General features: G+C 67.1%; 7 protein-coding genes. 5 read left to right on the top strand and 2 right to left on the bottom strand.

Features of this window, described 5'->3' with window-relative positions; translation table 11 throughout:
• The first annotated feature begins 146 nt into the window (after positions 1 to 146).
• The 5 genes from ahcY (at position 147) to addB (ending at position 10,560) form a co-directional block, all read left to right on the top strand.
• Positions 147 to 1,547 carry an adenosylhomocysteinase gene (gene ahcY / locus FPV16_RS16150; RefSeq protein WP_227439408.1) on the top strand — a complete coding sequence of 467 codons (1,401 nt, stop codon included), beginning with the start codon at positions 147 to 149 and terminating at the stop codon, positions 1,545 to 1,547.
• A 312-nt stretch (positions 1,548 to 1,859) separates the two neighbouring features.
• Positions 1,860 to 4,439: a sensor histidine kinase gene (locus FPV16_RS16155; protein ID WP_227439409.1), complete on the top strand. Its 2,580-nt coding sequence runs from the start codon at positions 1,860 to 1,862 to the stop codon at positions 4,437 to 4,439.
• A gap of 409 nt (positions 4,440 to 4,848) precedes the next feature.
• The gene (gene tsaE, locus FPV16_RS16160) at positions 4,849 to 6,435 is read left to right on the top strand and encodes a tRNA (adenosine(37)-N6)-threonylcarbamoyltransferase complex ATPase subunit type 1 TsaE (protein WP_227439426.1); all 1,587 of its coding nucleotides are present in this window, start codon (positions 4,849 to 4,851) and stop codon (positions 6,433 to 6,435) included.
• Positions 6,436 to 6,655: 220 nt separating this feature from the next.
• Positions 6,656 to 7,399, top strand: a complete 744-nt coding sequence (locus FPV16_RS16165; RefSeq protein WP_227439410.1) for a nucleotidyltransferase family protein — start codon at positions 6,656 to 6,658, stop codon at positions 7,397 to 7,399.
• Between the two features lie 41 nt (positions 7,400 to 7,440).
• Positions 7,441 to 10,560, top strand: a complete 3,120-nt coding sequence (gene addB / locus FPV16_RS16170; RefSeq protein ID WP_227439411.1) for a double-strand break repair protein AddB — start codon at positions 7,441 to 7,443, stop codon at positions 10,558 to 10,560.
• A 169-nt stretch (positions 10,561 to 10,729) separates the two neighbouring features.
• Here addB and FPV16_RS16175 read toward each other — a convergent pair whose 3' ends face one another.
• Positions 10,730 to 12,172, bottom strand: coding sequence for a calcium-binding protein (locus tag FPV16_RS16175; protein WP_227439412.1), 1,443 nt, complete (start codon positions 12,170 to 12,172; stop codon positions 10,730 to 10,732).
• A 636-nt stretch (positions 12,173 to 12,808) separates the two neighbouring features.
• Positions 12,809 to 13,792: a CDF family Co(II)/Ni(II) efflux transporter DmeF gene (gene dmeF, locus FPV16_RS16180; RefSeq protein ID WP_227439413.1), complete on the bottom strand. Its 984-nt coding sequence runs from the start codon at positions 13,790 to 13,792 to the stop codon at positions 12,809 to 12,811.
• Positions 13,793 to 13,846 lie beyond the last annotated feature (54 nt).

Below are 13,846 nucleotides of genomic sequence, written 5' to 3' on the forward strand. Positions count from 1 at the left end.
TCGGTACCTCCAAATCCCGCTATCTGAGTTCCAACCAAGCCTAGCCTGGAACACGTATAAAGACATCTTTATGTCTTGATTGCTTCCCGCCGGTTCGCCTGCTATACGCCTCGCCATAACGAAGCGAGAGACGGAGAAGCGACCTCATGGCCCAGGATTACATCGTCAAGGACATCGGCCTGGCCGAGTACGGCCGCAAGGAAATCTCGATCGCCGAGACCGAGATGCCGGGCCTGATGGCCACCCGCGAGGAATACGGTCCGTCGCAGCCCCTGAAGGGCGCGAAGATCGCCGGCTCGCTGCACATGACGATCCAGACGGCCGTGCTGATCGAGACCCTGAAGGCGCTCGGCGCCGACATCCGCTGGGTCTCGTGCAACATCTACTCGACCCAGGACCATGCCGCCGCCGCCATCGCTGCCGCCGGCATCCCGGTCTTCGCGATCAAGGGCGAGACGCTCACCGAGTATTGGGATTACACCTCCAAGCTGTTCGACTGGCATGACGGCTCGATGCCGAACATGATCCTCGACGATGGCGGCGACGCCACCATGTTCGTCCACCTGGGCCTGCGCGCTGAGAACGGCGACACCGCCTTCCTCGACAAGCCCGAGTCGGAAGAGGAGGAGATCTTCTTTGCCCTCCTCAAGAAGAAGCTCGCCGAGAAGCCGAAGGGCTGGTTCGCCGGCCTCGCCGATTCGATCAAGGGCGTCTCGGAAGAGACCACCACCGGCGTGCACCGCCTCTACAACCTCGCCAAGGAGGGCAAGCTCCTCTTCCCGGCGATCAACGTGAACGACGCCGTCACCAAGTCGAAGTTCGACAACCTCTATGGCTGCCGCGAGTCGCTGGTCGACGGCATCCGCCGCGGCACCGACGTGATGATGGCCGGCAAGGTCGCCATGGTCGCCGGCTTCGGCGATGTCGGCAAGGGTTCGGCCTCTTCGCTGCGCCATGCCGGCTGCCGCGTGCTGGTCTCCGAGGTCGATCCGATCTGCGCCCTCCAGGCCGCCATGGAAGGCTACGAGGTCGTGACGATGGAGGACGCCGCTCCCCGCGCCGACATCTTCGTCACCGCCACGGGCAACAAGGACATCATCACCCTCGACCACATGCGGGCGATGAAGGACCGGGCGATCGTCTGCAACATCGGCCATTTCGACAATGAGATTCAGGTCGCCGGCCTGAAGAACATGCAGTGGTCGAACATCAAGCCGCAGGTGGACGAGATCACCTTCCCGGACGGCCACCGCATCATCCTCCTGTCGGAGGGTCGCCTGGTGAACCTCGGCAACGCCACGGGTCACCCGTCCTTCGTGATGTCGGCCTCGTTCACCAACCAGACCCTGGCCCAGATCGAGCTCTGGACCAACCCGGGCAAGTACGAGCGTCAGGTCTACACCCTGCCGAAGGCCCTCGACGAGAAGGTGGCGATGCTCCACCTCGAGAAGATCGGCGTGAAGCTCTCGAAGCTCCGTCCCGATCAGGCCGCCTATATCGGCGTGTCCGAGAACGGCCCCTTCAAGCCGGACCATTACCGCTACTGAGCGGACCGGCGGGCGGCGACGTTCGCCAGCGCTCGAATACGCAAGGAGAAAGGCCCGGCGTCTCGCCGGGCTTTTTTCGTCGCACGGTCCGCGCCGCGGCGGCACCGCGAGTGTGTCCTTTCTGCGCCGATCCCCGGGCAACCGATCGGCAACATGGTGAACTTAAGCTTAACCCTCTTCCGGCAGGATTCCGGCTCGCGCTAGTGTGGGGTGATTCCTCATGTGGAGGTAACCCCGCAGCCGCCTTTCGAGGCGTGTCGCGGGTAGGGCGCAGTTGCGCCTCAGCGACGATTCGTAGGGGCGGTACGTGTCATGAGGGTCGATGAAACGGCACGCCTGTACGGGCGTGTCGGCGCTACCGTCGTCTCTGTCGCGGTCGGCCTCGCGGCAGGCATCGCGATGGTGAGACAGGCCGCGGCGGCCTCCGCCGAGGGAGCGGTTGCGCCGGTGCCGAGTGCGGCGACGCTCGGCTCCGGCTATGCCGCCGACCCATCGTCGTGGGGGTTCGGCCTGCCGCTGCATATGCACAACGCCACCGGCCTGGCGATCCTCATCGGTCTCACGGTCTTCGCCACGATCCTGTCCCTGCTGCATCTGCGCGAGCGCGGGCGATGGACCCGGCGTGAGCGCGCCCTCATCGCCGATCTGGATACCCTGCGCGGCTCCGAGGACCGGGCCGAGATGCTGCTCAGCTCCGAGCGGCAGGTCATCGTCACATGGTCGGGGCGCGGCGAGGCCGTCATCGAAGGCGACCTCACCCTCGCCTTCGACGGCAACCGCGTGAAGCCCGGCCCGGCCGGGCTCATCCTCGCCTTCGGAACCTGGCTGGTGCCGGCGGATGCGGGCGCGATCGAAGCCGCCCTCGATGCGTTGCGCGAACGCGGCGCCGGGTTCCGCATGACGGTGCGGGCCCAATCGGGGCGGATCATCGACGCGCACGGGCAGCCCCTGGCCGGACGGGCCCTGCTGCGTCTGCGCGAGACCACCGAGGAACATCGCGAACTCGCCGAATTGCGCGAGACCCTCGACGAGACCAAGCGCGGCCTGTCCGCCCTCGCAAACCTCCTCGACGCGATCCCCCAGCCGGTCTGGCGCCGGAACCGCGATGGCAGCCTGGCCTGGGTCAACACGGCCTATGTCGCCGCCGTCGAAGCCGGAAGCCGCGAGACGGCCATCGCCGACGGGATCGAACTCCTCGACCGTCAGGCGCGGGATCTCATCGCCCGCAGCGATGGTGACCGGACGGCATCCGGGGGCAGGGCGGCAAAGCGCCTGTCGGCGGTGGTGGCCGGCGGTCGGCGCATCCTCGACGTCACCGAGGCCGTCATCGATTCCGGCCGCGTGGGCATCGCCGTGGACGTCTCGGAACTGGAGAGCGTCCGCGCCGACCTGCAGCGCCAGATGGACGCCAACGTCCGCACCCTCGACCAGCTTCCCACCGCCGTGGCGATGTTCGACGCGCGCCAGCGGCTGATCTTCCACAATGCCGCCTATCGCCAGCTCTGGAGCCTGGACCAGGCCTTCCTCGATTCCGGGCCCCTGGACGGTGAGATCCTCGATCATCTGCGCGCCGCCCGGAAGCTTCCCGAACAGGCCGACTTCAAGGCGTGGAAATCCGACGTGCTCGCCGCTTACCGCGCCGTGGAGGCCAGTGAAACCTGGTGGCATCCGCCGGATGGGCGGTCGCTGCGTGTCGTCGCCGATCCCAATCCCCAGGGCGGTCTGACCTACCTGTTCGACGACGTCTCCGAGAACGTGAAGCTCGAATCCCGCTACAACGCCCTGATGCGGGTGCAGGCCGAGACCCTGGACACCCTGAAGGAACCCGTCGCGGTGTTCGGCGCCGATGGCCGCCTGACCTTCGCCAACCGCGCCTTCGCGACCCTGTGGCGCTTGGAGGACGAGACCCTCGGTGAGCGTCCCCGCGTCGATACGGTGATCGAGGCCTGCCGCAAGTTGTCGCCGGACGAGGAGCCCTGGCTCGACATCCGCGGCGCCATCACCGGGCTGGAGAGCCGGGCCGGCCTCACCTGCCGCCTGGAGGTCGTGGACGGAACGGTCCTCGATTGCGCCGCCCAGCCCCTGCCGGAGGGGGCGACGCTGCTCACCCTCATCGACGTCACCGCCAGCGTGAACGTGGAGCGGGCGCTGACCGACAAGAACGATGCCTTGGAGAGGGCCTCGCAGCTGCGCGACACCTTCGTCCACCACGTCTCCTACGAACTGCGCTCGCCGCTCACCAACATCATCGGCTTCACCCAGCTTCTCGGCGACGAGAGCGTGGGGGCGCTCAACGAGCGCCAGCGCGAATATTCCGACCACATCATGCGCTCTTCGGGGGCGCTCCTCGTGATGATCAACGACATTCTCGATCTCGCCTCGATCGATGCCGGTTCCCTCGAACTCGCCCGCGAGGTCATCGACGTTCGGGCGACGGTGGAGGCGGCCGCCCGCGGGCTGGAGGACCGTCTGGCCGAATCCGCCATCGGCCTCGATCTCGACATGCCCGCCGACATCGGCAATTTCGTCGCCGACGGAAAGCGCGTGCGCCAGATCCTGTTCAACCTGCTCTCCAACGCCGTTGGCTTTTCCTCACCCGGTCAGGTGGTTCGCGTCACGGCCCACCGGACGGAGTCGGAGCTCACCCTGACCGTCCGCGACGAGGGCCGCGGGATGCCGGAAGAGGTCGCCGCGCGGGTGTTCGACCGCTTCGAGAGCCGCACCCTGGGAACCCGCCATCGCGGCGTCGGCCTCGGCCTCTCCATCGTGCGCTCCTTCGTGGAGCTCCACGGCGGCCGGGTGGAACTGGTCTCCAAGCCGGGGAGTGGCACCCGTGTGACCTGCACCTTTCCCGTGAACGTCGCGGAGCCGAAACGCGCGGCGGCGGAATGACGCCTTCGATCGATGGGCATCGAGGCCACGGCGACGACATGGTCGCCGCGGCGCTTTCCCCGGACGTCCGGCCCATTCCGGCGTTGGCAGCGCCCTGACGTCTCCCCGCAACCTCATCGACCCCGATCCATCCCCGGTGAAAACGAGGTCGGCCCGCTCGCGCCGCTGGCCCGGACATGCGCCACACCTTAGGGTGAGTGGCGATTTTGATTAAGGGTGCTTGCGTTAGATGAGCGGCGCGCCTCGCGTCTCGGCCATTCCGTGGCCGGACTTCGAGTTCTCGGCGGCTGAGCAGGTTCGCGTTGGCGATCTAACGCGTCGCCTTGCTTAGGCCTTTGAAGTATCGCAGGTTTTGGGACGCAGACCCGGTGACCGCTTTGGCGAAACCTGCTTGGTTCGGACGGAGGATGTGGCGGTGAGTGAGGACGGTTCGGGCGAGCCCCGGCGCGAGACCAAAGCCGCCTGGGCCTTCGTCCTTCCCGACGAGGGCGCCACGGAGGATCTCGGCCGCTTTCTCGCGGAGTTCCTGCTGCCGGGCGACATCGTCGCCCTTTCCGGCGGGCTCGGCGGCGGCAAGACCACCCTGGCGCGGGCGCTGATCCGCGAACTCACGGGCGAGCCGGAGCTCGAAGTGCCGAGCCCGACCTTCACTCTGATCCAGCCCTACGAAGGCAAGAACGGCCGGCAGATCGTCCATGCCGACCTGTACCGCGTGCGCGGGCCGGACGAGTTGGTGGAACTCGGTTTCGACGAGATGACCGAGACCGCGATCACCCTGGTGGAATGGCCGGAGCGCCTCGGATTGCGCGAGGGGCCGATCCTGTCCGTCGACCTGTCACTGCGGCCGGAATTCGGCGAGGGCTCGCGTTTTGCCCGCATCGACGGCCAGGGCGGGATGCGCGCACGCATGCAGCGCGCCCGAGCCCTCCGCTCCCTCCTCGACCGAAGCGGCTGGGACGAGGCGGAGCGCATCCTCATGCAGGGGGATGCGTCCTCCCGCGCCTACGAGCGGCTGGTGAAGCCCGACGGGACCAGGGCCGTGCTGATGATCTCCCCGGCCCGGCCGGACGGGCCGCCGGTGCGCAACGGCAAGCCCTACAGCGCCATCGTCAAGCTCGCCGAGAGCGTCCATGCCTTCGTCGGCGTCGACCGTGGCCTTCGCGCCCTCGGCTTCTCGGCGCCCCGCATCTATGGCGAGGATCTCGACGAGGGCCTGCTCATCATCGAGGATCTCGGCTCGGAGCCCGTGGTGGATGCCAATGGCCCGCGCCCCGAGCGCTATGCCGAGGCGGTGCGGCTGTTGGCGAAGCTCCACGCCACCGAACTCCCCGGAGTTCTCCCCGTCGCCGATGGGGTCGACCACGTCCTGCCGCCCTACGATCTCGAAGCCCTGCTGTTCGAGACCGAGCTCCTGCCGGACTGGTACTGTCCCTCGGTGATCGGCGCCTCGCTGCCCGCACCCGCCCGTTCCGAATTCGTGGCGCTCTGGGCCGAGGTGTTGCGCGGTGTCGAGCCGGAGCGTCCGACCTGGACCCTGCGCGACTATCATTCGCCGAATTTGATCTGGATGCCCGACCGCGAGGGGCTTGAGCGCATCGGCGTCATCGACTTCCAGGACGCGGTGCTCGGCCACCCCGCCTACGATCTCGCCTCCCTGCTGCAGGATGCCCGCGTCGACGCCACGGCCGAATTCGAACTGCGCCTGCTCGGCCTCTACGTGCGTGAACGGCGCAGTCGCGAGCCGGATTTCGACATGCAGGGCTTCGCGCGGGCCTATGCGGTGATGGCCGCGCAGCGCGCCACCAAGATCCTCGGCATCTTCGCCCGGCTCGACAAGCGCGACGGCAAGCCGGCCTATCTCGCCCATCTGCCGCGGATCGAGGGCTATCTCGCCCGCAACCTCGCCCATCCGGCGCTCACCCGCATTCGCCTGTGGCACGAGGAGCATCTGCCGCATCTGGTGGCCAAGGAGGCAGCGGAGGAGGGCGAGGCCTGAGGCGGCTTCCGTCAGACCGCCGGGATGGCGGGGTCGCGCGGGGCGAAAGCCCGAGCCCGCGGAGGCGGGCGCCCGCGAGTGAGGCCGGCGAGAACGCCAGGGCAAGCGCTTCAAGCGATTGCCCTGGCGGGCCGCGCTTTCGGGCTTGACCCGAGGAGCGAGTTCCCCACGATGCCGCCGCACCCGATGCCATAGCCCTCGCCTCCGAGACGCCGACGGAATGTCCGACAGCCCCGTATCCGCCATCCAACGCGCCTTCGTCCTTGCGGCGGGCCTCGGCAAACGCATGCGGCCGATCACGGCGACCGTGCCCAAACCCCTGGTGGAAGTGGCCGGCCGCGCCCTGCTCGACCATGCCCTGGACAGGGCGGCGGAAGCCGGAATCGGGCAGGCGGTGGTCAACGTCCACTACCTCGCCGACCTGCTCGAAGGTCATCTGGCACGCCGCAGGACGGCGCCGGCGATCCAAATTTCCGATGAGCGCGACGCCCTCCTGGAGACCGGAGGCGGCGTGAAGAAGGCCCTGCCGCTTCTGGGCCCGGACCCCTTCGTCGTCCTCAACTCGGATTCGTTCTGGCTCGAAGGGCCCAAGCCCAATCTCGGCCGTCTCCTCGAGACCTGGGAGCCGGAGCGGATGGACATTCTCCTCCTCGTCGCGCCGACCGCGACGAGTCTCGGCTACGAGGGCAAGGGGGATTTCGTCATGAATGCCGGTGGCGTTCTCCAGCGCCGGAGCGAGCGCGAGGTGGCCCCCTTCATCTATGCCGGGGTCGCCATCCTCAAGCCGGAGCTGTTCGCCGACACGCCCGACGGCTCGTTCTCCCTCAACCTGCTGTTCGACCGCGCCATCGAGCGGGAGCGACTGTTCGGCCTGCGCCTCGACGGCCAATGGCTCCATGTCGGCACGCCGGAGGCGATCGAGGCCGCCGAGGCGCGGGTGAAGGCGAGCGTGCAGGTGCAGTGACGGGGCAGGATCGGCCACGACGGGAGGATCGGAACCACGACATGACGGAGTCCCGCGTCTTCACGATCCCCCCCGGCGCCTCGTTCCTGCCGACCCTCGCCGAGGCGCTGACCTCCGGCCACCTCGTGGGGAATGTCGCCGGTGATCCCTTCGCCCTGGCCAGCGTCACCCTCTATCTGCCGACGCGGCGCGCGACGCGGGCCCTGTCCGCGATCCTGGCCGAGCGGCTCGGCAGCGCGCTCCTGCCGCGTTTGATCCCGCTGGGCGAGGCGGACGAGGCGGAGCTCGACGTCGCCGCCAATCCCCTGATCGAGAACGGCTCCGACCTGCTCGCCCCGGCGATGCCGCCCCTGGAGCGCCGGCTGATTCTCGCCCGCCTCGTCCAGGCCTGGGCCGAGACCGTCGACCGCAAGCTTCTCCCCATGGGCGACGACGTGCCCTTCCTCGTTCCCTCCTCGCCGGCGGACGCCGTCTATCTCGCCTCCGATCTCGAAAAGCTGATGGACGCGCTCACCGTGGAGGGCGTGGCCTGGACCGAAATCGCCAGCGCGGTGGAGGCCGAGTACTCACATTACTTCGGCCTCACCCTCGATTTCGTGCGCATCGCCGCCGAGAACTGGCCCAAGATCCTGCATGACCGCGCCTTGAGCGACCCGGTGGCCCGTTCGCGCACGCTCATCCTCGCGGAGGCGACGCGGCTGCTTCGTGACAAGCCCACCGACCCGGTCATCATCGCCGGTTCCACCGGGTCGGTGCCCGCGACCGCAAAGCTGATCGCGGCCGTCGCCACCCTGCCGAGGGGGGCGGTGGTGCTGCCGGGCCTCGATACCGACCTCGACGAGGCCGGTTGGGACGCCATCGAGACGGGGGAGGGGGCGGATCGCGAGATCGCCCACGGCCATCCCCAGGCCATCCTGCATCGGCTTCTCGGTCCCGGCTGCCTCGATCTCGGTCGCGGAGCGATCACGGTCCTGGGCCAGCCGACGCCTCGGGACCGGGCGCGGACGGCGCTGCTGTCGCAGGCTCTGCGCCCGGCCGAGACCACCGATGCCTGGTCGGAGCTGCCGCTCGACGAACGCCGCGACACCGCCGATACGGGAATGGCGGGCATCGCGGTGATCGAAGCCGCCGACGAGCGCGAGGAGGCCCTGGCCGCCGCCATCGCCCTGCGCGAGACCCTGGAGACGCCCGGCGCCACGGCCGCCCTCGTCACCCCCGACCGCAACCTCGCCATACGGGTGGCGGCCGAACTCGCGCGCTGGGGGATCGTCGCCGAGGATTCCGCCGGCGAGGCACTCTCCGTCAGTCCGGCCGGGCGCCTGGCGCGCATGGCGGCCGAGATGGCGGCGGACCTGCAGCCGCATCGGGTGATCGCCCTCCTCGCCCACCCACTCGTGCATCTCGGCATGACACGCGACGAGGTCCGGCGCGGTGCGGCCGCCCTCGAGATCGGGGCCCTGCGCGGGCCGGCGCCCGCTCCCGGATTCGACGGATTGCGCCGGGTCCTCGCCGACCGGCGGAATGCGACGGGACGCATTCCCCGTGCCCAGCGCCGCCTCACCGACATCGATTGGGATCTGGCGGCCCGTATCGTCGATCGCCTGGAACAGGCTTTCGACGGGTTCCTCCGCTCCGAGGAGGGCGGCAGGGTCGATCTCGTCGCCCTCGGGCGCAGCCATGCCGCGGTCTTCGACCGGCTGATCGCGCCGGCCGAGGGAGACGAGCCGCTGGAGGACAATTCGATCTGTGTCCTCGACACCCTGTTCGACGACCTGTCCACCTCGGAACCGGGCCTGTTGCCGGGAATGCCCCTCGACTACCCGGCATTCTTCACGGCCCTCGCCCGCGAGCGGGTCGTGACCTGCACCGGCGAGCGCCCCCATCCCCGCCTGCGGATCCTCGGCCTCCTCGAAGCCCGGTTGCTCGATGCCGACCGCATCGTGCTCGGCGGCCTCGACGAGGGCGTGTGGCCGATGAAGACGGTGACCGACGCCTTCCTCAACCGCCCCATGCGCGAACGCATCGGCCTCAATCCCCCCGAGCGGCGGATCGGGCAGACCGCCCATGATTTCGTGCAGGCGCTCGGCTGCCACGATGCCGTCATCACCCGCTCGGCCAAGCGCGAGGGTGCACCAACGGTGCCCTCGCGCTTTCTCCAGCGGCTCCAGGCCTTTGCCGGCGAGGCCTGCTGGGACCGCGCCCGCGAGAGGGGGCGGCGCTTCCTCGGCTATGTCGCCGCCCTCGACCGAGGCGCCGGCCCGGTGCCGGCGCGCCTGACCCAGCCGAAGCCGAAGCCCGACCCGGCCCTGTTTCCGCGGACCTTGAGCGTCACCGAGGTCGAGACCCTGGTGCGCGATCCCTACGTCATCTTCGCCCGCCACGTGCTCGGGCTCGATCCCCTGGAGCCCGTCGCCGGGCGGCCCGGTGCCAGCGAGCGGGGGACGCTGATCCACGCGGTCCTCGGCGACTTCGCCGAGGCCCATCCCGACATCCTGCCCGACGATGCCGCCGACCGCCTGAACGCCCTGGCGCAGGCGGAATTCGCCGATATCGCCAACACCTTTCCCGAACTCTATGCCGAGTGGTGGCCGCGCTATGGCCGGATCGCCGCCGAATACCTGGACTGGGAGGCCGAGCGTCGTCCCGCCCTCACGCGGGTGCGGCCGGAAATGTCGGGCCGCTGGGCCCTGCCCATGGGCAGGGAGATCTTCACCTTGCGCGGGCGTGCCGACCGGATCGAGTTGCGCCGCGACGGGACCGCCTGCATCGTCGATTTCAAGACCGGCCAGCCGCCCAGCAACAAGGAGGTCTTCGCCGGCTTCTCGCCCCAGCTCACCCTTGAGGCGGCGATGCTGAAAGCGGGAGCCTTCGAGGGCGTTCCGCGCAGCGAGGCGACGCCGGACTTGCTCTACGTCCACGCCACCGGCGGGCGGAACCCGTTCACCCCCCTCCCGGTCAAGCCGCCGAGGGGCGATCCCCGCACCCTGGACGCCATCGTCGAGGAGCACGAACGACGCTTCCGCGGCCTCGTCGCCCGCTTCATGGCCGGCGACGCGGCCTACGTCTCCCGTCCGTACCCGAAATTCGCCAAGTCCTACGGCGACTTCGATCACCTCGCCCGCGTGCTGGAATGGTCGCTGGCGGGGGAAGGCGAGGGGTGAGGGTTGGTTGGAACGGGCGGGCGCCCGTTCCGCGAGCCCTCTCACGGCAAGGCCCATGAATCGGTCCGGCTGCGCGATCCGGTTCGATCCGAGGACCGGGAATCCAAAGGCCAGGAATCCAAGGGCCGGGACATGCCGGACCGCTTGCTTCAGGCCAACTCGAACCTGCTTAGAACAGGAAGTTGCCCTCGGTCAGCGATTGGTACGCAACGTCGAGCAGGATGATCTTGTCGGTAGGGGCGGAGGCACCCTCGAACGTGATCACGATGCCGGTTCCGCCGCGGTATGACGTGAAGGTCATGTCATCGATGCTCGCGGCGAGGGTGTGGACGTCCAACTTGTCCTCGAGCGCATCGAACTTGCGGATTACGTCGCGGCCGTCGCCGTCGGTGAACACGAACGTGTCCGCGCCGGCGCCGGCAAAGAGGGCATCTCGACCTTCACTGCCGGTGATGACGTCGTCGCCCTTGCCGGCCTGGATGCGGTCGTTGCCGGCGGTCCCGACGATCGTGGACCCGCCCTGTTCCTTGCTCTGGGAATAGATCTTCGTGCCCTCATCGACGCGCGACATGTCGAGGGACACGCCGTCACGCACATAGGCTTTCTCGATGTCGATGTAGGAAATGCTCGTCAGGATGACGGGGCTGCCCTTGTTGATGAACAGAGAGTCCGTTCCGCTTCCGCCGTCCACGGTCGACGGGCTTTCGCTGATGACGAGACGATCGTTGCCGCCCCTGCCGGTCAGGGTGTCCCCGCCACCATTGCCGTTGAGGATATTGGCGTCGTCGTTTCCAAGAAGGTTATCGGCTGCGGTGCTGCCGATCACGTTCTCGAAATCGCCGAACGAATCACCCTCCGCGTCACCACCGCCGGCAGTCGTGTTGAGGAGATCGATCCCCACGCCCTCGCTCGACAGTCGATAGCTCAACGTGTCGTTGCCCTCGTCGCCAAACAGGATGTCGGCGCCGATGCCGCCCTCTATCACGTTGTCGTTGGCGTCCCCGTAGAGTTCGTCGCTCGCAGCACTGCCGAGCAAATTTTCGAACGACTCAATGTGATCTCCCAAAGCATCGCCGCCGGAAGCGGTACTCTTCGAGAGATCGATCTTCACGCCTGCGCTGGAATGTTGATAACTCAAGGTGTCACGGCCGTCCCCGCCATGGAGATAGTCGGTGCCACCGCCCCCCTCGATGACGTTGTCGCTGTCGTCTCCGGTGATATTATCCTCGTAGTCTGATCCGCGAATATTTGATATGTTAGTGAAATTGTCGACTAATATTTGACCGGTATAATCTTCGGTCGAGCCGATTTTCATATAGACACTGAATCCCACGACAATGCTCGGCATGACGTCGTAGGGAGCATCGAAGTGCTCATAGCTAAGTGTATTCGTTCCAGAGCCGCCATCGATTGTATTGCTGCCGCGACCACTTTCCAGTGTGTCGTTGCCGCCGCCGCCGTTCAGGACGTCGTCGCCCGCCCCCGTGCGAAACACATCGCCATAATCTCCGCCGGTGATCCTCGTCGTGAGGGCGAAGTCGCTGGAATCGCCGAAAACACCGATTCGCTGCGCCTTGTATCCAACTTCACCGTAATCGGCATCGAATCCCAAGCCGGTGAAGACATAGATAAAGGAGTCTCCAAAGCTCTCCTATCCGTCGATGGCCGTGCCGGGGCCGAAATCAATCGAGCGAACGCCGGATGCCATCGGGAGGTTGAAGATCGGGTCCGAGTTGTTCGGTGTGTAATCACCCTCGTAAGTAAATCGAAATAACGCCACGCCCAGCCCCTATAAAACGAATTATTTTGCCGTTCGAAAAGCTTAGAATGACAATTATATTTTAAAATTCATTTAAAGCGAATGGTACAGTGGCGTATATCGAATAAAAATCCTCGTCGGGATGTCGAGTATTGCTAATAATTTCTATAAACCTACGCAAAGATTAGATATACAGTCATGACTTTGAATTAGAATTGATCAGGCGACCGTACGTCCCATCAAAGCGTGCGCTCTATACTTGGGATATGCCATGTCGCGTTTGATTCGGCGGTGGGGGGAAGGCAAGCTTCCGTCACCGGCCCGCCGCCCGGCTGCTTGATCGACGCCATGACGAATGGCGTGCCGCGACAGACACCCGGCGCCGAGCGGATCCCGCCGGTACGCTCAAGGCCCGTCCGGTTCACCGCCGGATGCCGGGCATGCCGCCCTCCGAACCCGATGCGTTCCGGAGATTGCGGACACTACGCTCTACACAGGACGCCGTTCCGGCCCATGGTTCGGGCATCGGTTCGCCTCCACGGTGACGTGCGAGAGCCCTTCCAGCTCGGCCAGCTTTGCCTTGTACGTCGCCGGTTCCTGCGGGTGGTCGGATACGAGGGAGACGATCAGCCCGGTATGGCCCGGGCCGAGGCGCCAGAGGTGGAGATCGGTGATCGTGTCGCCGTTCGTCTCCAGCCGCGTCCGCACGGAGCGAGCGAGATCCCGATCCGGCACCGCATCGAGCAGCGTTGCGCCGGCGGAGCGGATCAGGGTCCAGGACCAGGCGACGATGACCGCAGCACCCACCAGTCCCATGGCCGGATCGAGCCAGGCGATGCCGAGATAGCGACCCGCCAGCAGGGCGACGATGGCCAGCACCGATGTCAGCGCATCGGCCAGGACGTGGACATAGGCCGCCCGCAAGTTGGCGTCCCCATGATCGGCATGGCCGTGCCCCTCGTGAGGGGCGTGGCCGTGATCATGCCCGTGATCGTGGTGATGGGCGTGGTCGTGCCCGTCGCCGTGGAGCAGCCACGCGCTGGCGAGGTTCACGAGTAGGCCGAGGATCGCGATCGGCAGGGCCTCGCCGAAGGCGATGGCCTGGGGGCTGGTGAGGCGCGAAATGCTTTCATAGCCGATGGCGAGTGCGATCATGGCGAGGATGATGGCGCTGGCGAAGGCCGCGAGATCGCCTAGCTTGGCGGTGCCGAAGGCAAAGCGCGGGTCGTCGGCATGGAGGCGGGCGAAGCGATAGGCCAGGGCCGCGATGCCGAGGGCGGCCGCATGGGTGGACATGTGCCATCCATCGGCGGTGAGGGCCATCGACCCGAAGACCGTCCCGCCGACGATCTCGGCGACCATCATCGCCAGGGTCAGCCCGACGACGAGGACAGTCCGGCGCTCGTTGCGCTCATGCGCGTGTCCGAGGAAGTCGTGGCGATGCTGCCAGGTCTCGCTGCTGTGGCTGTGCATGACGGGGTGTCCTGAGGGAATCGTTCGGCCGACCATAGGGCGCTTTGGCGAGGC

The sequence above is a fragment of the Methylobacterium sp. W2 genome, assembly GCF_020662345.1.
Taxonomy (GTDB): Bacteria; Pseudomonadota; Alphaproteobacteria; order Rhizobiales; family Beijerinckiaceae; genus Methylobacterium.

Excerpts from the sequence above, each read along its gene's own strand:
- FPV16_RS16165 (WP_227439410.1), top strand. The coding sequence starts at position 6,656 with ATGTCCGACAGCCCCGTATCCGCCATCCAACGCGCCTTCGTCCTTGCG.
- dmeF (WP_227439413.1), bottom strand. The coding sequence starts at position 13,792 with ATGCACAGCCACAGCAGCGAGACCTGGCAGCATCGCCACGACTTCCTC.
- FPV16_RS16155 (WP_227439409.1), top strand. The coding sequence starts at position 1,860 with ATGAGGGTCGATGAAACGGCACGCCTGTACGGGCGTGTCGGCGCTACC.
- ahcY (WP_227439408.1), top strand. The coding sequence starts at position 147 with ATGGCCCAGGATTACATCGTCAAGGACATCGGCCTGGCCGAGTACGGC.
- addB (WP_227439411.1), top strand. The coding sequence starts at position 7,441 with ATGACGGAGTCCCGCGTCTTCACGATCCCCCCCGGCGCCTCGTTCCTG.